The organism is Streptomyces niger (assembly GCF_000718305.1).
Classification (GTDB): domain Bacteria; phylum Actinomycetota; class Actinomycetes; order Streptomycetales; family Streptomycetaceae; genus Streptomyces; species Streptomyces niger.
This window is the reverse complement of the sequence record NZ_JOFQ01000001.1, coordinates 680,510-699,114: the sequence shown is the minus strand read 5'-3', so window position 1 is coordinate 699,114 and position 18,605 is coordinate 680,510. Positions and strand designations below refer to the sequence as shown.

At 74.2% G+C, this 18,605-nt stretch carries 13 protein-coding genes; 4 read left to right on the top strand and 9 right to left on the bottom strand.

The window, feature by feature from the left end; genetic code table 11:
- Position 1: 1 nt before the first annotated feature.
- The gene (locus IF20_RS03160) at positions 2 to 1,333 is read right to left on the bottom strand and encodes an MFS transporter (RefSeq protein ID WP_052863511.1); all 1,332 of its coding nucleotides are present in this window, start codon (positions 1,331 to 1,333) and stop codon (positions 2 to 4) included.
- Positions 1,334 to 1,647: 314 nt separating this feature from the next.
- On the opposite strand from IF20_RS03160, the gene IF20_RS03155 reads away from it, so the two are divergent.
- Positions 1,648 to 2,466 (top strand): DeoR/GlpR family DNA-binding transcription regulator, encoded by an 819-nt coding sequence (locus tag IF20_RS03155; protein ID WP_052863314.1) that lies wholly within the window; start codon positions 1,648 to 1,650, stop codon positions 2,464 to 2,466.
- A 143-nt stretch (positions 2,467 to 2,609) separates the two neighbouring features.
- Here IF20_RS03155 and IF20_RS03150 read toward each other — a convergent pair whose 3' ends face one another.
- Complete coding sequence (locus IF20_RS03150) at positions 2,610 to 3,455, bottom strand: GvpL/GvpF family gas vesicle protein (RefSeq protein ID WP_110943733.1); 846 nt, start codon at positions 3,453 to 3,455, stop codon at positions 2,610 to 2,612.
- Between the two features lie 291 nt (positions 3,456 to 3,746).
- Between IF20_RS03150 and IF20_RS03145 the strand changes: the two genes are divergently transcribed.
- Positions 3,747 to 4,334, top strand: coding sequence for an Rv1733c family protein (locus IF20_RS03145; protein ID WP_052863312.1), 588 nt, complete (start codon positions 3,747 to 3,749; stop codon positions 4,332 to 4,334).
- An 87-nt stretch (positions 4,335 to 4,421) separates the two neighbouring features.
- Entirely contained in the window at positions 4,422 to 7,229 is a 2,808-nt protein-coding gene (locus IF20_RS03140) for a molybdopterin-dependent oxidoreductase (protein WP_052863311.1), read from the top strand.
- Positions 7,230 to 7,239: 10 nt separating this feature from the next.
- On the opposite strand, the gene IF20_RS03135 is transcribed toward IF20_RS03140, so the two are convergent.
- The 6 genes from IF20_RS03135 to IF20_RS03110 form a co-directional block, all read right to left on the bottom strand.
- Positions 7,240 to 7,677 carry an N-acetyltransferase gene (locus IF20_RS03135; RefSeq protein ID WP_052863310.1) on the bottom strand — a complete coding sequence of 146 codons (438 nt, stop codon included), beginning with the start codon at positions 7,675 to 7,677 and terminating at the stop codon, positions 7,240 to 7,242.
- Between the two features lie 169 nt (positions 7,678 to 7,846).
- On the bottom strand, positions 7,847 to 8,296 hold the full coding sequence (locus IF20_RS03130; protein WP_052863309.1) for a DUF7144 family membrane protein: 450 nt from the start codon (positions 8,294 to 8,296) through the stop codon (positions 7,847 to 7,849).
- 146 nt (positions 8,297 to 8,442) lie between these two features.
- Positions 8,443 to 9,663: a type III PLP-dependent enzyme gene (locus tag IF20_RS03125; protein ID WP_052863308.1), complete on the bottom strand. Its 1,221-nt coding sequence runs from the start codon at positions 9,661 to 9,663 to the stop codon at positions 8,443 to 8,445.
- Positions 9,660 to 11,435, bottom strand: coding sequence for an IucA/IucC family protein (locus IF20_RS03120; RefSeq protein ID WP_052863307.1), 1,776 nt, complete (start codon positions 11,433 to 11,435; stop codon positions 9,660 to 9,662). Before IF20_RS03120 ends, IF20_RS03125 begins: the two co-directional genes overlap by 4 nt.
- 85 nt (positions 11,436 to 11,520) lie before the next feature.
- Entirely contained in the window at positions 11,521 to 13,308 is a 1,788-nt protein-coding gene (locus IF20_RS03115; RefSeq protein ID WP_052863306.1) for an IucA/IucC family protein, read from the bottom strand.
- A complete protein-coding gene (locus tag IF20_RS03110) occupies positions 13,305 to 14,495 on the bottom strand; it encodes an ATP-grasp domain-containing protein (protein ID WP_052863305.1) in 1,191 nt (396 codons plus the stop codon). The genes IF20_RS03115 and IF20_RS03110 overlap by 4 nt, the downstream gene beginning before the upstream one ends.
- 277 nt (positions 14,496 to 14,772) lie before the next feature.
- On the opposite strand from IF20_RS03110, the gene IF20_RS03105 reads away from it, so the two are divergent.
- The gene (locus tag IF20_RS03105) at positions 14,773 to 15,552 is read left to right on the top strand and encodes a GNAT family N-acetyltransferase (protein WP_052863304.1); all 780 of its coding nucleotides are present in this window, start codon (positions 14,773 to 14,775) and stop codon (positions 15,550 to 15,552) included.
- Positions 15,553 to 15,567: 15 nt separating this feature from the next.
- Here the strand turns inward: IF20_RS03105 and IF20_RS03100 are convergent, their stop codons facing one another.
- Positions 15,568 to 18,603, bottom strand: a complete 3,036-nt coding sequence (locus tag IF20_RS03100) for an alpha-mannosidase (RefSeq protein ID WP_052863303.1) — start codon at positions 18,601 to 18,603, stop codon at positions 15,568 to 15,570.
- Between the last annotated feature and the right edge of the window lie 2 nt (positions 18,604 to 18,605).

Below are 18,605 nucleotides of genomic sequence, written 5' to 3'. Positions count from 1 at the left end.
GTCACACTCCTTCGGTGGCGCCGACGGCTGCCGGGGTGGCGGGTGCGTGGGGCCGAGCGTCGCGTTCGGCGGGCGTGCGCAGCCAGAGGGCCAGCACCCCGCTCAGCGCGTACAGACCGGCGAAGATCCAGATGACGCCCTGCACACCGAGCGGCCCGAGGAAGACCGCGACCAGCGCCGGACCGACGAAGGTGCTGGCGCCGGCGCCCAGATTCAGCGCCGCCATCGCCTGGCCCTTGTGCGCGGGGGCGAGCGACGGCATCAGCGCGGACAGCGGCACGTACCCGGCCAGCGTCGCGCCGAACAGACCCGCCACCAGCAGGCAGAGCGCGTACTGCCCGCCGAGCGCGGTCGGCACGTAGTACAGCAGCAGCGAGGTGACCGTGCAGCCGAAGCCACCGCACCAGGCGACCGTGCGCCGCCAGCCGAACCGGTCCCCGAGCGCACCGAACACCAGGTTGAAGACGATGTTGACCGCGAACATCACGGACAGCAGGCGCAGCCACTGCGCCAGGCTCAGCCCGATCGTCTGCGTGAAGAAGGCCGGCAGGCAGACCAGGAAGCCGAACTCCGGCACCGTATTGATCATGCGGACCACGGCCCCCGCGCCGATCCGCGGATTGCGCCCGAGCAGCGCCAGGCTGCCGAACAACGTGGCCAGGGGCCGCTCACCGGCCGGCGCCAGCCGCGCGAAGCCGGTCCGCTCGCGGACCAGCAGCAGCGCGATCAGCCCGCCAAGGACGACCAGGCCGAGCGAGAACCACAGGGTGCGGTAGGCCCCGACCTGCGGCACGAGGAAACTCGCGACGAGCGACCCGAGCGTCGGCAGCCCGCCGGTGAACGCGAACCAGAACCAGCCGACCGCCGTGCCGAGCCGCCGCTCCGGCGCCGTCGCCGCGATCCACACCAGGAAGCCGAACGCGAAGAGCGGATAGCCGATGCCGCGCAGACCGTAGCTGAGGAGCAGCAGCGGATAGTTCATCGAGGGCACCGCGATCGCCAGCATGAGCACCTGGAAGCCGATCCAGGCACCGAACCCGGCCATCATCACCCGGCGCGGCCCCCACAGGTCCGACAGCGCGCCGGAGAGCCACGCGGCGACGGAGGCGGTGATGCCGTACACGGTGAACAGCATCGCCACCCGCTGCGCCGACAGGCCCTCCTGCGCCAGGTACGGCGACAGGTACCCGGACTCCACGCCGTCGCCGATCATGAAGACGAGCACGCCGAGGAAGCCCCAGGCGAGCCCGTGCGGGATGCCGAGCCGTTCGGTCCAGGCCGGCCGCCGCCCGGCGTCCGGCGGCCCGGCAGGTGTGGGAGCGTCACTGGCCACCACGGCACCTCTTCCCTCGTATTTTCCCTGGTACGGATCGTCCAGCGGTACGGGCCGCCCGCGTCCCTGACCGGCGTGGCCGGGCCCGTGTGGCACCGATGCAACGCGGGCGGCGCCGAGCCGGTCAACGCCCGCCGGCCGACCTCTCGCGAGCCGGCCGGGCCGCCGGGTGAAATCCGCCGGCGGCGGGCCTCCGCACCGCGGGCTTAACATGGCGGCAATGCGGTGTGAGCTCGGCATTTCCCCGTTGACCTGGGGCGCGGGCGCAGCTTTGCCGTGTGACATCCGTGTGAAATCAACGGGAGGTTCCCGCAGTGACCGAGGAGCACGGCAGCGCGCCCGGCGGCGCCGCGCGGCGGGAGGACATCCAGCACGACCGTCAGCAGCGCATCCGCGAACGGGTCGCCGCCGAGGGCTTCGTCCGCACCGCCGACCTCGCGAAGGAGTACGCGGTCAGCATCATGACCATCCACCGCGACCTGGACGTCCTCCAGGCGCAGGGCTGGCTGCGGAAGGTGCGCGGCGGCGCCTCCTCGCTGCCGTCACTGCTCTTCCACGGCGATCTCAGCGAGCGCATGGCAGCCATGCGCACGACCAAGCACCGGCTCGCGCGGGCCGCCCTCCGGCAGCTGACCCCCGGCCAGACCGTCATGATCGACGAGTCCACGACCTGCCTCGCGCTCGCCCAGCACCTCACCGAGCGCGGCCCGCTCACCGTCATCAGCAACTTCCTGCCCGTCATCAAGCTGCTGGCGGGCGAGCCCGGCATCAGCCTGCTCGCGCTGGGCGGCGCCTACTACCCGGCGTACGACGCGTTCCTCGGCCCGCACACGGCGGAGGCGGTCCGCTCCTTCCGCGCGGACGTGCTGTTCCTGTCCACCACGGCCGTCACCGGTGACACCTGCTACCACCAGTCGCAGGAGACGGTGCAGGTCAAGCGGGCACTGATGGAGCGGGCCGCGCGCCGGGTGCTGCTGGTGGACCACACCAAGTTCACCCGCCGGGGCATCTACGCGCTGGCCCCGCTCACCGACTTCGACACCGTCCTCGTCGACGACGCCCTGCCGGTCACCGAACTCCGCCGCATGCGCGACCTCGGCGTGCCGGTGACGACGGTCCGCGGCGGCTCCTGACGAGACCGGACCCGCCCCTGGAGCACTTCGTGCCCGGCTTCCGCCGCGGCGACTTCGTCACCACGACCCGGGACTCCGCCTGGCCGGAGCGAACCGGACAGGCACCGCGCCGCCGCCCACCGGCCACGGTCCGGTGGCGGCGCTCAGCCCGAGAGGGCGGACAGGCCGCCCGGATCGGCGAAGGAGTACGGCGCCCACGGGCCGGTCAGTTCGATGTGCAGCTCCGGACAGCGGGCGACCACCCCGCCGACCGTCTCGGCGAAGGCGCCCGCCGCCTCCCGGTGCACCAGATACGCGCTGTCCAGCAGGTTCCGGCCGTGCGGATACGGCGCCCCGGAGATGGGCGAGGTCCAGTACGCGGAGGTGGCACAGCAGGCGGCCGCGCCCGGCAGCGCACCCGGCGGGCAGGCGTCCCGCGGATGGTGCACCCGGCTGCACTCGGAGACGTCCGCCAGCGCATGGTGTGCCGTCCGCGCCAGCTTGTCCACGGGCTCGCCGGCGCCGTCCGTCACGGCCCGGCCGTCGTCCCCCTCCGCGTCACCCGCGTACGCCTTCACGCCCCACTCCGACCGCCCGTCCAGCCGCGTCAGCAGCCGCTCGTACAGCTCGGCGCGCGCGGCGAGGGCTCGGCGCACCTGCTCCTCGTCCCCGTGGACGGTACCCATGTGCAGCGGCAGGACGCAGACCGCGGTGGCCGCCTCGTCGACGATCCTGCGGTGCGCATCGGCGGCCTGCGCCGCCCATTCGGAGGCCGACATGTCCGTGGCATCCAGCGCCTCATGGGGACCGTACGACCCCCACGCTCCGCCCGGGCCGCACGGCACCGACACCAGCGCGGCCAGCGATCCTTCCGCCACCGCGACCACGGCCCCGCCACCGACCCCGACCAGTCCCGGCCGGGGCCGGAACCCTTTTCGCACGACACCGTGCGCATGGAGGGGCCCGCCGACCGGGGCATACGGAGGGTCCACTTCCGGACTCGTGGTCATCACCACTGTCCTCTCCGTGCGTTCTCGCGTTCGAATCTCTGGCAGTACGGGTACCGGCGCCCCGACCCCGTAAACCACGCCCGCGATCCCGGCTCCGGCACGACGCCCCGGGACGGGCTAGCCTGCTGACAGGGCCACTCGGCGGCCGAAACGTGAGCAATAACGCACTCATGTGCGCATTCCCCGCCTCCCGGCCGGCACCTTCCGCCGAAATGGGGGTAGCCGGACTACAGAGCGACACGGGGGAGCGGAGAGAAGAGGGAGCGCGACGAGCCGAGAGAGGCGACAGCCATGCAGCACATCGGCGGGCGATGGCGGTGGCGGCGGTGCCCGCTGCGCCGCCGGTGGGACGTGCTGGACGCCTGGCTCGGCCTGCTCACGGCCCTCGCCCTGATCCTCGGCGTACCGGCCGCCGGCCTCTCCGCCGGCCTCGCCACCTACGGCAGCCAGCGCACCGAACGCGCGGAACAGCTCGCCGAACGCCGCACGTTGACCGGCCGCCTCCTCGAACCCGTACCGGCCGACCCCTCGACCACCGGCTTCGCCGCCGGCATCGACCGGGTACCGGCCAAGGTCCGCTGGACCGGCCCCGACGGCCGCCGCCACACCGGCACCGTCGACGTCGAACCCGGCACCCGCAAAGGCGCCGCCGTCCCCGTGTGGACCCACCCCGACGGACGCCTCGCCGACCCGCCCATGACCACCGCCCAAGCCGCCGACGACGGCGTCGCCGCCGGCCTCGGCACCGGCATGGCACTCGGCCTCGCCGTCCTGGCCGTCCGCTGGGGCGGCCGCCGCTACCTGGACCGCGTACGGCTCGCCGGCTGGGAGCGCGAATGGGCCCGGATAGGGCCCCGGTGGGGACGCCACCACATCTGAAACCCACCGGCACGCCGCCCCGCCCCACCGCCCCTGCTCGCTATGCTGGAGACCGTGCCACCGTCGGCAGGCGAACCACCCCCGCCCATGGGCTTCCGCACCCGCGTCAACGGACGCCACCACGACACCGCGCCGCGCCCCGGCCAGTGCCTCCGCTCCTACCTGCGAGAACACGGCTGGTACGGAGTGAAGAAAGGCTGCGACGCGGGGGACTGCGGGGCCTGCACCGTGCACGTCGACGGCGACCCCGTGCACAGCTGCCTCTACCCCGCCTTCCGCGCCGACGGCCGCTCCGTCACCACCGTCGAGGGGCTCGCCGCACCGGACGGCGAACTCCACCCCGTCCAACGCGCCTTCCTCGACGCACAGGGCTACCAGTGCGGCTACTGCACCCCCGGCTTCCTGATGACCGCCGCCGCCCTCGACGACACCCACCGCGCCGACCTGCCCCGCGCCCTCAAAGGCAACCTCTGCCGCTGCACCGGCTACCGCGCCATCGAGGACGCCCTGCACGGCGTACGCCACACCGAGGACCCGGCCCCCGGACCGGCCGCCGGCCGCAGCCTCCAGGACCCGGCCGGCCACCGCATCGTCACCGGCACCGCCCGCTACACCCTCGACGTCGACGTACCGGGACTGCTCCACCTCGCCCTGCTCCGCTCACCGCACGCACACGCCCGGATCACCGCCATCGACACCGCCGACGCGCTCCAGGTGCCGGGCGTGCACGCCGTCCTCACCCACCACGACGCACCCGCACACCACTACTCCAGCGCCTGCCACGAACACTCCGAGGAGGACCCCGCCGACACCCGCGTCCTGGACGACACCGTGCGCCACGTCGGCCAACGGGTCGCCGCCGTCGTCGCCGACACCGAGGCGGCGGCCGAAGAAGGCTGCCGCCGCATCCGCGTGACATACGAGGTACTGCCCGCCGTCCTCGACCCCGAGGCCGCCCTGCGCCCCGGCGCGCCCGTCGTGCACGACAAGGACCCGCGCACCTCGCGCATCGCCCGGCCGCAACGGAACATCGTCGCCGAGGTCCACGGCGGGACCGGCGACATCGCCGCCGGACTCGCCGAAGCCGACGTGGTGTACGAGGAGACCTTCCGCACCCAGCGCGTCCAACACGCCGGGCTGGAAACGCACGCCGCACTCGCCTGGTTCGAGGACACCCCCGACGGCGCGCCCGAGGACACCGGCGGGCCGGCGGCCGAGGGACGGCGGCTGGTCGTCCGGTCCAGCACCCAGACCCCTTTCCTGGCCCGCCGCACCCTGTGCACCCTCTTCGGCCTGGCACCCCAGGCCCTCCGCGTCGTCACCGGCCGCATCGGCGGTGGCTTCGGCGGCAAACAGGAGCTGCTCGTCGAGGACATCGTCGTCCTCGCCGCTCTACGACTCCGCCGCCCGGTAAAGCTGGCGCACACCCGCACCGAAACCTTCCACGCGGCGACCACCCGCCACCCGTTCACCGTCCACGTCACCGCCGGCGCCCGCCGCGACGGTACCCTCACCGCACTCCGCCTGCGCCTCGTCGCCGACACCGGCGCGTACGGCAACCACGGCGCGGCCGTACTCCGCCGCGCCTGCGACGAGTCACTCGCCCTCTACCGCTGCCCGAACACACGCGTCGACGGCTGCGTCGTCCTCACCCACACCGTCCCCGCCGGCGCCTACCGCGGCTACGGCCTCGGCCAGGCGGTCTTCGCCGTCGAGTCCGCCCTCGACGAACTCGCCCGCCGCCTCGGCCTGGACCCCCTGGAATTCCGCGCGAAGAACGTCATCGGCCCCGACGACCCCCTGCGCTCCCCGGCCGGCGAAGCGGCGGACGTCCGCCTCGCCGGCTACGGCCTGGACCAGTGCCTGGAGGCCGTCCGCCGGGCCCGCGCCGAACCCGCGCCACCCGCCCCCGACGGCTGGCTGTCCGGCGAAGGCACCGCCCTGTCGATGCTCGCCGGCGGCCCACCCGGCGGCCACCACGCCACGGCCCGCGCCACCCTGAGCGCGGACGGCACGTACGTCCTCGCCGTCGGCACCCCGGAGTGCGGCAACGGCGCCACCACCGTCCACCAACAACTCGCCGCCGCCGAACTCGGCACGAGCAGCACGCGGGTGACCGTGCGTCAGGCCGACACCGACCTGGTGCCGCACGACACCGGCACCTTCGGCTCCACCGGCACGGTGGTCGCGGGCAAGGCGGCACAGCGCGCCGCACGGGCCCTCGCCGACGCGATCCGCGCGGCCGCCGCACCGCACCTGGGGGTGCCGGCCGCCGACTGCCGCCTCACGGAGGGCGCGGTGGTCGCCGGCGACCGGCGGGTACCGCTCAGCGCCCTGCACGCGGAAGCCCGCGCAGCCGGGCGGGAACTGGCCGCGGACGGACGGTCCGACGGGCTCCCGCGCTCGGTCGCCTTCGACGCGCAGTGGTTCCGGGTCGCCGTCGACCCCGGTACCGGCGAGATCCGCGTCCTGCGCAGCGTGCACGCCGCCGACGCGGGCACGGTGGTGAACCCGCTGCAGTGCCGCGGCCAGGTCGAGGGCGGCGTGGCCCAGGCCCTGGGCGTCACCCTCTTCGAGCACCTGGACATCGACGAGCACGGCGCGGTCACCACCGACACCTTCCGCCGCTACCGCGTGCCCGCCTTCGCGGACGTACCCCGTACCGAGGTGCACTTCGTCGCGACGGCCGACGCCACCGGACCGCTCGGCGCCAAACCGATGAGCGAGAGCCCGTTCAACCCGGTCCCGCCCGCCCTGACCAACGCGGTACGGGACGCGACAGGCGTCCGCTTCACCGCGCTCCCCCTGACCCGCGACCGCGTGTGGCAGGCCCTCGACGGCCTTTCCGCGGACCTTTCCGCGGGCCTTTCCACGGACCTTCCCACGGAACGGTGAACGCCCGCGCTCACTGCGCGGCGCGGCGCCGACGCCCCGTCATGTGGCGGCAGCGCGCGCCGCGCGCGAGGAACGGGGCCGGGAAGGCCACGGCGGTCTCCTCGGTCATCGCCGCGAAGAACCGGCGGCCGTCCGCGGTCTGCCGGGAGGTGTACCAGCGGTAGGCAGCGGCCGGGGCGAGTGCGCGGTGCAGCGCCTCGCGGGCCAGGCCGTGGCCGCGCCAGTGTTCGGCCACGGCGATGTTGCGGATCCAGCCGCGCCGGCACTCGTGGCACAGCTGGTAGTCCAGCCGGCCCACGGACCGCCCCGCCGCGTCCCACATCCCGATCTCCCGGCGCCCGGCCGGCGACATGGGCCCGGCCTGCCGATAGCTGACGGAGGCCGCGTCCGGCACCGGCCCGCCACGCAGCGGCGGCAGCCGCCGCGGGGGCACCCCGTGTGACGCCATCGCCCACCTCCGCCCTCCGGCCGCACCGCCGCCCTCGTCCTCTACAGATTTGTAGAGTACGCGCGCCGAAGCGGCGGCGGGGGCGAAACGGGGACGGGGGCGGCGGCGGTGCGACGTTGACGGTGCGTCAGGGTGCCGGCGGTCCGGTGGGCCGCCGGCACCCTCGCCGTCAGGGGATGTAGCGGGTGCGGTCCGTGCACAGCGACCAGATGACGAAGACGCCGAGCGCGATGCCGACGGTGGCCCAGATGGGCTGGTACGGCAGCCACATGAAGTGGGCGATCACATACAGGCCCGCCAGTACGATGCCGGACGTGCGGGCCCATCGGGCGCCCTTGAGCAGGCCGAAGCCGGTCACGGCGACGATGATGCCGAGCACCAGGTGGATCCAGCCCCACGTGGTCGTGTTGAACTCGTAGACGTAGGTGCCCGTCAGCTCGTTGCTCAGCAGGTACACCTGGTTCCTGGCGATGCCGGCGATGCCTTCCAGGACGCCGAGGACGCCGGCGACCAGCATCATCACCCCGGCGAAGAGCGTGCCGCTGGCCGCCCAGACGTTCTCCGGGCCATGTGCCCGGGGCGGTTTGGGGCCCGCTGCGTGGGGTGCTGCCTGCGACATGGTGGCTCCCCTCCGTGACATACGTGTGCGAATGTCGTCGGTCCAGAGTCGTCCCGCCGCGCTCCGCTGTCCACCGGATACGTCGCCGACCGCACGAACCCGGTCCCGGACGGGCACCCCCCACTGGACGCCGGTACCGGCCGGCCTCAGCCTGCTTCGGGCGCGCCCAGGAAGTGGAAGCCGGGGCGCGGGTGCATGAGGAAGTCGTGGTGCGAGATGTTCCAGGCGTAGGCCCCGGCCATCCCGAACACCACCCGGTCGCCCGCCCGCAGTCCGGCCGCCGGTACGTTGCGGGCGAGTACGTCCTTGGGCGTGCACAGCTGGCCCGTGAGCGTCACCCGGCCGCCGCGGGCCGCCGGGCGGGGCCAGGGGTGCGGCCACGGCGCGTCGCTGCGCAGCACCGTGCAGGGCTGGTCGTGGCCCTTGGTGACGGGGGTGCGCAGGTGGTGGGTGCCGCCCCGGAGGACGGCGAACTCCTCGCCGTGGCTGCGCTTCACGTCCAGTACCTCGGTGACGTACCAGCCGCAGTACGCCGTGAGGGCCCGGCCGGGTTCGATGCGCAGCGTCAGGCCGGGGTGGTCGGCGGTGAGCCGGGCCAGGCCCGCGCCGTACTCCGCCCAGTCGAAGCGGGCTTCGGGCGCGGTGTAGTCGACGGCCATGCCGCCGCCGACGACCACTTCGTGCAGGGGCACGCCGTGCCGGGCGGTCAGCGCGGTGGCCCAGGAGAGCACGGAGTCGGCCACGGCGAGCTGGGCCGGCGCGTCCAGACCGCTCGCCAAGTGGGCGTGTATGCCGCGGAGTTCGAGCTGCGGGTAGGTCTCGTCGGTGAGCAGCCGTACGGTGCGGTCGGCTTCCGCGGGGTCCAGGCCGAAGGGCGTGGGGCGGCCGCCCATGGCGAGCGCGCTGCCGTCCAGGGCGCCGCCGGGACCGGGCAGGTTGAAGCGCGGCAGGACGGCGATCCGGCGGCCGGGCGCGTGGTGTGCCGCCAGCGCGGCGAGCAGGTGCAGTTCGTGGGTGCTCTCCACGTGGTACCGCTCGACGCCGGCGGCCAGCGCCGCGGCCAGCTCCGCGGAGGTCTTGCCGGGGCCGCCGAACGCCAGCGGGTGCCCGGGCTCGGCCTGGCGCACGTGCGCGAGTTCGCCGCCGGAGGAGACCTCGTAGCCGTGCACGTACGGGCGCAGCGCCGCCAGGATCTCCGGTGCGGGGTTGGCCTTGGCGGCGTAGTACAGCTCGACGCGGTCCGGCAGGGCGGCCCGCACCCGGTCGGCATGGTCGCGGAGGGCCGACAGGTCGTAGCAGTACGCGGGGAGGTCCGCGGGGCGCAGGGTGCGGATGCGCGCGCGGACGGCGGAGGTGGGATCGGTCATCGGCTGGCCCTGGAGGTGGCGGACAGGACGGACTCGGCGAGCGGGGAGGGCAGCGGGACGTAGCCGGCCGCGCGGTCGGGCTTGCGTGCCCAGCGGGTGAGCAGGTTGGCCTTGGCGGGCAAGGGTACGCCGGCGAGCAGCGCGGCCAGCCGCGGCGGGCAGCCGTACCGGTCGGCGTGGCGGCGGAGGGTGCGGCGTACCTCGCGCCACAGTTCGGCCTCGATGTCGGGGTGGCGGTCGGCGAGGGCGGCGAGGAGTTCGGCGACGTGGTTGACGAGCAGGCAGTACACCACGCGGTCCCAGCCGCGCTGCGCGTCGTACGCCAGGGACCCGGCGACCTCGGCGGGCAGGGCGGCGAGGGTGTCCGCGTGGCGTTCGCCGACGAGCTTGGTGCCTTCCAGGTCGCGGAGGAGCACCTGCGCGGGCATGCCGTCGCCGCCGACGCAGATCAGCACGTTCTGCAGGTGCGGTTCGAAGACCAGGCCGTGGTCGAAGTAGGCGGCCAGCACCGGCGGGACGAGCAGATCGAGGTAGGCCGCCCACCACTTCAGTGCGGTGGCCCGGTCGGCGCCGGCGGGCAACCGGGAGAGGTGCGCGGGGCCTGCCGGGTACTCGTCGGCGACGGCGGCGGCGAGCAGCGGCGTGGCGCCGGGCCGCAGGCGCCGGGACAGCCCCTCGCGGACGATCACCCCGAACCCTTCGAGCAGCGCGGTGTCGGGGGTGCCGTCGGGGCCGGGTACGGCGAGGCTGCGGTACGCGGGTTCGCGGAGCACGGCACAGCCGGGGAAGCGGGCGGCCAGGTCGTCCAGGACGGGGGCTAGCAGCCGGGTGAGGGCCACCGCGCCGGACAGCTCATAACGGGCGTTCTTCCGAAGGCAGTTGGTGATGCGGACGTTGAGGCTGAACTTCAGGAAGGCGTCGGGCGTGTAGAGGGTGCGGACCGAGGCGGTCGCCGCGTAGGGCACGTCGCCGGTGCCCAGGACGCGGATGTCGTCCCGGGCCAGCGCGGCCCGGAGCCCCGGGTGGTCGCGCAGCAGCTCGTACTGCCAGGGGTGTACGGGGAGCAGCCGGAACCCGTCGGGGACCGGCACGGGGGACGCGTCCAGCGGTGCGGCGGCGTCCGGTGCGACGGTCTCCTCCGCGACGAGGTGTGCACGGACGGCGAGGAGCAGCAGCGGGAAGGCGGCGCCGGTCTCGGGCGCGTACTGCTGCCAGGCCTCCGGGTCGCCGGTGCGGGCCTTGGGGGTGGGGTGGAAGCGGTGGCCGAGGACGAGCGACCGCTCGGAGGCGAGATAGACGTCGTGCCAGTCGCCGGTGCCGTACCGGACGGCGTCGGTACCGGCGAGGGGGCCGTCCGCGCGGGCGGCCAGGGCCGCCGCGGTCGCCCGGTGGCCGGCGCCGACCTGGGTCAGGAACTCGTCGTTGGTGACGCCGGTCCGCAGGGTCAGCTCCGCGTGCACGAGCTCGGCCAGCCGCCGCCAGTCGATCTCCGTCCAGCCGTCCCCGTCCCGCTCGGCGACCGGACCGGTGAAGCGGTGCGCGCCGATCAGCGACGTGCGGCGCAGCGCGACACGCAGCCGGATCCCGCGGCGGGGCAGTCGCAGCAGCAGGTGTCCCCGGTCGACGGCGGTCTGGTGCTCGGGGCCCGCGACCTCGCGGAGCAGGCAGTTGAGCAGCGTGTGGGCCACGGCGTCGTCGGCGGTGGGCAGCCCGGTGGGCGCTGCGGTGGGTGCTGCGACCCGGTCGGTTGCGGGGTTGGTCAGCGGGGGCATCGGGGGCTCCTGCGAGTAACGGGAAGACGTCGGTGGGGAGGGGGAGCCGCGGCGGCCGGGCGGGGGCTGCGCGGTGCGGCGGCGCTCACCGGGCGCGCGCCGTCGGCAGGAGGTAGTTGGGGCCGGTGGTGTAGTGCTTGTTGATGTCGGCCGCGCCCGAGCGTTCCTTCGACAGCAGCGTGCCGGCGCTCACCATGGCCTTGATAGGCAGCCGCGGGGCGTCCAGCAGTCGGCCGCGGAGCACGGCGCCGGGTTCGCCGGGGCGGGTGCCGAGCCGCTCGACGGCTTCGGTGAGGCGGTCGCGGACCAGTTCCAGCAGCCGGTCCAGCGGCGCCCGGCCGTGTCGTGCCAGCCTGAAGGCGTAGGAACCGGCGCACAGGTGGACGGTGATGGTGGTGAACACATCGGCCACAGGGCCGTCGCTGTCGCCGCAGGTCCGCCGGTCGGCGAAGACCGCCGGGCCCGGCGCGGCCCGCCCCAGCCGCTCCCGCAGCCGTACGGTGTTGATCCGCGGCCCGTCGTTGTCCTTGAACAGCAGCCGTAGCCGGGTCCCGGCCGCCGCCGGCCGGTCCAGCACCAGCGAGACGTTCTGCTGGTGGGATTCGAGGCCGATGCCGTAGCCGAAGAGCGTGGCCTGCCAGTCGAACAGCAGGGTCAGGAAGGCGTCGAGCAGGGCGAGCGGGTCGCCGCCGTAGAACCGGTCGGCGAGGTGGTCGATCACCAGCCGGCCGCCGGGCGCCGGGGCGAGCAGCGCGGCCAGCGGGACGACGGCGCTGCCGTCCAGCCCGGGCGGGTAGCGGCGATACAGTACGGCCAGCAGCTCGTGCCCGGCGTGCGCGTACCCGGTCTCGTCGGCCTGCAGCACCGAGGCCCGGAACCGTGGCTCGCGGGTGAGGACCGTCTCCAGGAGCCGCTGGCCCGCCGCCCCGTCGGCCAGCGTGCCCGGCTTGATGGTCCGCCGGTTGCGCAGCCCGAGCGTCGCGGTGGCGAGGGGGAGTTTGAGGTGCAGCCGCGGGTCGGCGGCCGTCGCCACGGTACGCATCGACAGGGTCGGCACGACGGCCGGTCCCGGACGCGCGGACAGCACCGCCTCCCCGGCCAGTCCCGCCTCCCGCAGTGCGGAGTCCAGCGGGCCGCCGACCGTCAACGGGTGGACGGGTAAGGCAACGTGCTCGGCGCCCGGTTCAGCGGTGTCGGCGAGTGTCTCCCGGCCGGGCTCGTCCGGGTCGCCGGCCCTCGTGACCGCGGCACGCGGCAGCAGCAGCCATCGGAGTGCGAACCGTGGCTGGAACTCCGGCGCGTACGCCCGTAGTTGTGCCTCGTCCAGGCCGGTGCGCCCGCGTGAGGTCGGGTACACCGGGTGGTCGAGACGGGCGGCGAGTGCGTCGTACGCGAGCCCGGCGGCAAGGCCCGTCCAGCGGGCGGGGTCCGGACCGTACCGGCCCGCCAGCGCGGTGGTCACTTCGTCGTGCGTGGCGGTGTGCAGCCGCAGCGTCGCCAGGGTCTGCCGGCACTCCGTCGCGAACGCGTCGAAGCCGTCCCGGTCGCGCGGGTCGGCGAGCGCCCGCAGCGCGGTGAGGACGTCGTCCAGGCCGGTCAGCCGGGCGCCGTCGGACTCGCGGACGAGCAGCGGCAGTCGCGCCGCGTACCCGGCCTGATAGCCGTCGGGGGCCAGCGGCAAAAGCAGCGCACCGGCGGCACCGGCAGGCAGCCGCAGCCATGGTCCGTCCGGACGGGGCAGCACGGCGCCGCGGGTCCGCAGGCCGACCACGTCCTCCCGCAGCAGTGCGCTCAACACGCGTACCAGCAGCGCGCTTTCCTCCGGCGCCCGGTCCGTCCAGGGCCCGGCAAGGGTCGCGGTCGCGGCGGTCACCGGGTGATCTCCCAGCGCTCCGTGGCGAAGAACTCCTCCGCCGCCCGGTCGACGCTCCGCTGGTCGCGGCCGGTGGCCCGTAGGACGCCGAGGTAGTCGCGGTTGGTGCGGTGGTGCGGGTGCGTGGTGCCGACCGCGCGGAGCGGGCGGTAGGTGAGGCGGACGCCGTCGACCGTGCGGTCCTGTGCGGCGGGGGCCGCGGTGAGCGTGCCGGCCCGGTCGGCGAGCGCGAACCGCACCCGCGCGGCGCCGTCCCGGCGCGCATTGAGGTCGGCGGGCAGCGGCTCGCCGAGATGGGCGCGGAGGATGTGCTCGAAGAGCGGGATGTCCAGCAGCTCGGCCAGCAGCAGGTCGCACTGGTCGCCGATGGCACGGTAGTTGACCTCGACGAGCCGGGCCCGGCCCTCGTGGACCATGAACTCGGTGTGGCAGGCGCCGAACCCCACGCCGAGCGCGTCGAGCTGGGCCAGCACCTGCGCCGCGACGGGTGCCGGGTGGCCGGCGACGAACGCGTGTTGCTCCTCGACGAAGGCCGGGGGAGGAGAGACGGTGGTGTGGAAGCCGCCGAGCAGGTGCAGGGTCCGGCCGTCGCCGAGCGTCTCCAGGGTGTGCAGCTCGCCGGGCAGGTACTCCTCGGCGACCAGCGCGGCGTCCGGGCGCCGGGACCGTATCTCCTGGACGCGCCGGACCAGTTCGCCGGGGCCTTCCACCAGTACGACGTCCTCGCTGGCCACTCCCTCGCGGGGCTTGACGACACAGGGGTACGGCAGGCCGGCGGCGGCCAGAGTCTCCGGGGCCTCGTCGGGCAGGAGCTGTGCGGTGCGTACGGTGTCGAGGCCGGTGGCGGCGAGGTGGCGGCGCATCTCGGCCTTGTCCTTGGTGCGCAGTGCGGCGCGCCAGTCCTTGCCGGGCAGCCCGAAGAACTCGGCGGCCAGTGCGGCCTGGGTCTGCAGGTGGTCGCTGTTGGTGAAGACCGCGTCACCGGGGCCGTGCGCGGCGATCCGGCCGATGACCGCACGGACGTCGTGGACGTCGCACTCGACGAGCTCGGTGTCCGGGTACTTCGCGCGGTGGGCCGCGGGGCGGTCCGTCAGGACGGTGACGTCGAGGCCGAGCCGGGCGGCGGCGGGCAGGAAGCCGTCGGTGACCGAGTCGGTGGGGTTCAGGGCGAGCAGGTGCATCCGCATGAAAGGGCCCCTTCCGGTCCGGGGTGGTGCGTGCGCTGCGGTGGGCGCCGGCCAACGGGGCTTCGGTGGCAGGTGGTTCGGTCTCACCACGCGTCGTTACGTTAGGTTAGGCAAACCTAAACCTGCAACCGAGATGGTGCGAATCGGCGAACCGGCCGCTTCGCACCACGTGGGAGGAGCGGATCGCAGACTCCCTACCCGCCCGCACCTCCGCAACCACCCCTTGCGGGGCGCAAATTCGGTTGTCCGGAAGCACACTCCCTGCTGAAGTATCCGGATGAATCATGAAGCGGTGCTCGCGGAGTACGACCGGCGCATGCGGCAGGAAGCCCGGCCCGATGGCCCAGGGGTCCGGATCGAGCGGGTGGACGGGGTCGTCCGGCAGACCGCCGACGCCGCGGACGGCTGGCACGGTGTGCTCTGGTCGGACCTCACCAGCGGCACCGCGGACGCCGCGATCACCGCCCAGATCGCGCACTTCACCGCGCTCGGCCGCGCCTTCGAGTGGAAGCTGCACGCGCACGACCGCCCGGCCTGCCTCGCCGAGCGGCTGCGGGCTGCCGGCTTCACACCCGAGGACGAGGAGACCCTGATGGTCGCCGAGACCGCGACCCTGCCCACCGCCGCCGACCTCCCGGACGGCATCCGGCTGGAACCGGTCACCGGCCCCGCCGGCGTGGACCTCATGGTCGCCGTCCACGCACAGGTCTTCGGCCCCGGCCGGGCCCGGTTCCGCACCCAGCTCCTCGACCGGCTCGCCGAGGCACCGGAGACGGTGGCGGCGGTGGTCGCGATGGCCGGCGACACCCCGGTGAGCGCGGCCCGCGCGGACCTGCCGCCGGACGCCCCGTTCGCCTCGCTCTGGGGCGGCGGCACCCTCCCGGAATGGCGCGGCCGCGGCCTGTACCGCGCCCTGGTCGCCCACCGCGCCCGCATCGCCGCGGCCCGCGGGCACCGCTACCTCCAGGTCGACGCCTCCGACCAGAGCCGCCCCATCCTCCAGCGCCTCGGCTTCGCCCCGCTGACGACCACCACGCCGTACGTGTACGGCGAGTGAGCCGCCTCCTCCGGATCAGCCGGCCCGGCGGCCCAGCCGCAGTGTGACGATCTCGAAGGGGTGCAGAGTCAGGCCGAGCCCGTCGTCGGTGTGTTCCTCTCCGCCCCCGACCGGCCGTTCCAGCAGGTCGCACCGGACCACGGAAGCCACCGGGAAGCCGCAGGCCAGCCGGGTGCGGACGCGTCCGCCGCGGGCCTCGTGCAGCCGCACCACCACATCCCCGCTGCCGTCGTCCGCGAGCTTCACCGCGGTCACGGTCACGGCCTCGTCGGCCACCGACACGAGCGGCTCGACCGCCGCCGCGGTGCCCGCCACCCGCCGCTCCGGCAGGTTCAGCGCCCAGCCCTCGCGCACCGCGTCGCCGACGCCCGCGCCCGGCACCAGCGCGCAGCGGAAGCGGTGCACGCCCTGGTCGGTACGGGGGTCGGGGAAGCGCGGCGCCCGCAGCAGCGACAGCCGTACGGTCGTGGTGGTGCCACGGCCCGTCTCGCGGGCGGCGCGCGAGGCGTCGTACCCGTACGTCGAGTCCGTCACCAGCGCCACACCCCAGCCCACCTCCTCGACGTGCACGAACCGGTGCGCGCACGCCTCGAACTTCGCCGCGTCCCAGCTGGTGTTGGTGTGCGTGGGCCGGTACAGGTGCCCGAACTGGGTCTCCGCCGCGACCCGGTCGGCGTGCACATCGAGGGGGAAGGCCGCCTTGAGGAACTTCTCCCTCTCGTGCCAGTCCACCTCCGTGGCGATCTCCAGCCGCGCCGCGCCCGGCGGCAGCGTCAGCACCTGCGTGACGGACGAGGCACCGAACGTACGACGCACGCGTACGGCCCCGGCCGTGCCGCCGTCGACCGCCGTCACCTCATCGGCCTCGGTCAGGTCCGTCACCGTGTTGCGGTAGAACTCGTCCACGTCCCAGGCGTCCCACATCGTCGGGAAGTCCTGGTGCAGCTGGAGCAGGTTGGCCGCCTTGCCCGGGGCGAGGGTCTCCCGCGCGGCCCGCAGGTCGTACAGCGATACCAGCAGGCCCCGGCCGTCGATCTCGGCCCGCAGCAGCCCGTTGTCCAGAACGTAGCCGCCGCCCGCGCGGGGCACGCAACCGGTGCCGTTCGGTGCCGCCGGCTCGGGCCGCGCGCCGCGTGCCGGCACGCCCGCGCGGCCGTGCGGCGCCGCGTTGAACACCAGCGTCGCGCCCGCCGCCGGGTCGCCCGCCAGCGCCCGCTGTGCGGCGCCGATCAGCTCCTCCAGCTCGGCCGCGATGCGCGCGTACCGCTCGGCCGCCTCCCGGTGCACCCACGCGATGGACGTACCCGGCAGGATGTCGTGGAACTGGTGCAGCAGCACCTCCTTCCACAGCCGGTCCAACTGCTCGTAGGGATACGGGAATCCGGCGCGCACCGCCGCCGTCGCCGACCACAGCTCCGCCTCGTACAGCAGGTGCTCGCTCCGCCGGTTGCCCTGCTTCGTACGGACCTGGCTGGTCAGCGTCGCGCGGTGCAGCTCCAGGTACAGCTCACCGGTCCACACCGGCGCGTCCGGATACTCCGCCGCCGCCTTCGCGAAGAAGTCGGCCGGCTTCTCGAACCTGACCCGGGACGAGCCCTCCAGGTCACCCAGCCTCCTGGCCCGCGCCAGCATGTCGCGGGTGGTGCCGCCGCCCCCGTCGCCCCAGCCGGTCGGCGCCAGCGACCGGGTCGCCGCGCCCTTCTCGCGGAAGTTGCGGGCCGCGTGCGCGACCTCCTTGCCCGACAGCTGCGCGTTGTAGGTGTCCATCGGCGGGAAGTGCGTGAAGACGCGGGTGCCGTTCAGGCCCTCCCACCAGAAGGTGTGGTGCGGGAAGGAGTTGGTCCGGGACCAGGAGATCTTCTGGGTCAGGAACCACTTCGCGCCCGCGTGCCGCACGAGCTGGGGGAGGGCCGCGGAGTACCCGAAGGTGTCCGGCAGCCAGACCTCCTCCGTCTCGACCCCGAACTCCTCCAGGAAGAACCGCTTGCCGTGCACGAACTGCCGGGCCAGCGCCTCGGACCCCGGCATGTTGGTGTCCGACTCCACCCACATCCCGCCCACCGGCACGAACCGGCCGTCCGCCACCGCCTTCTTCACCCGCGCGTACACCTCGGGCCGGTGCTCCTTCAGCCACGCGTACTGCTGCGCCTGCGACATCGCGTACACGAAGTCCGGCTCGTCTTCCAACAGTGCGGTCATGTTGGACGCCGTACGCGCCACCTTCCGCACCGTCTCGCGCAGCGGCCACAGCCACGCCGAGTCGATGTGCGCGTGGCCGACCGCGCTGATCCGGTGTGCCGAGGCATGGGCGGGCGCGGACAGCACCTCCGTCAACCGCTCCCGGGCGCGGGCCGCGGTCCCGCCGATGTCCTGGAGATCCACCGCGTCCAGGGCCCGCTCCACCGCCCGCAGGATCTCCCAGCGGCGCGCCGTGTCCTCGCCCAGCTCGGCCATCAGCTGGCCCAGTACTTCGAGGTCGTGCGCCAGCTCCCACACGGTGTGGTCGAAGACGGCCAGATCCATCCGTGCCAGCTTGTACTGCGGCACGTCACCGGCCGTCTCCCGGTCGCCCAGCTCGGTGGGGAGGAAGGGGTGGTAGTCCAGGATGACGGGGTTGGCGGACGCCTCGATGTGCAGCTGCACGTCCTCACCGCCGCGGACGGGCGCCCCGATGCGTACCCACTGGTTGCGCGGGTTGAGGCCCTTCACGGGCGAGCCGTCCGGGCGGTAGACCAGGCCCTCGCACTGGAAGCCCGGCATGTTCTCGTCGAAGCCCAGGTCCAGCAGGGCCTCGACGGTGCGGCCCGCCCACTCCGCGGGGACGGTGCCGCCGACCGTGAACCAGCTGGTGCCCCACGGCGGGCCCCAGGGCGCGCCGGGCTCGATGGGGGTGCGCGGTGCGGCGATGCCCTCGGCGACCGGCACCGGCTCGCCGGGCGCGTGCCACACGCCGACGGTCAGCGGCACCGACTCCGGGTACACGGCGGGCCACAGGCGCTCTTCGAGCACCCGCTTCAGTCGGGCTTCGGTGGTGGTGCGGTGGTCGTGCATGG

What these genes read in the sequence shown, in the direction of transcription:
- IF20_RS03110 (WP_052863305.1), bottom strand. Translation starts at nt 14,495, where the DNA reads ATGCGGATGCACCTGCTCGCCCTGAACCCCACCGACTCGGTCACCGAC.
- IF20_RS03120 (WP_052863307.1), bottom strand. Translation starts at nt 11,435, where the DNA reads ATGCCCCCGCTGACCAACCCCGCAACCGACCGGGTCGCAGCACCCACC.
- IF20_RS03100 (WP_052863303.1), bottom strand. Translation starts at nt 18,603, where the DNA reads ATGCACGACCACCGCACCACCACCGAAGCCCGACTGAAGCGGGTGCTC.
- IF20_RS03140 (WP_052863311.1), top strand. Translation starts at nt 4,422, where the DNA reads ATGGGCTTCCGCACCCGCGTCAACGGACGCCACCACGACACCGCGCCG.
- IF20_RS03125 (WP_052863308.1), bottom strand. Translation starts at nt 9,663, where the DNA reads ATGACCGATCCCACCTCCGCCGTCCGCGCGCGCATCCGCACCCTGCGC.
- IF20_RS03135 (WP_052863310.1), bottom strand. Translation starts at nt 7,677, where the DNA reads ATGGCGTCACACGGGGTGCCCCCGCGGCGGCTGCCGCCGCTGCGTGGC.
- IF20_RS03150 (WP_110943733.1), bottom strand. Translation starts at nt 3,455, where the DNA reads ATGACCACGAGTCCGGAAGTGGACCCTCCGTATGCCCCGGTCGGCGGG.
- IF20_RS03145 (WP_052863312.1), top strand. Translation starts at nt 3,747, where the DNA reads ATGCAGCACATCGGCGGGCGATGGCGGTGGCGGCGGTGCCCGCTGCGC.
- IF20_RS03105 (WP_052863304.1), top strand. Translation starts at nt 14,773, where the DNA reads ATGAATCATGAAGCGGTGCTCGCGGAGTACGACCGGCGCATGCGGCAG.
- IF20_RS03130 (WP_052863309.1), bottom strand. Translation starts at nt 8,296, where the DNA reads ATGTCGCAGGCAGCACCCCACGCAGCGGGCCCCAAACCGCCCCGGGCA.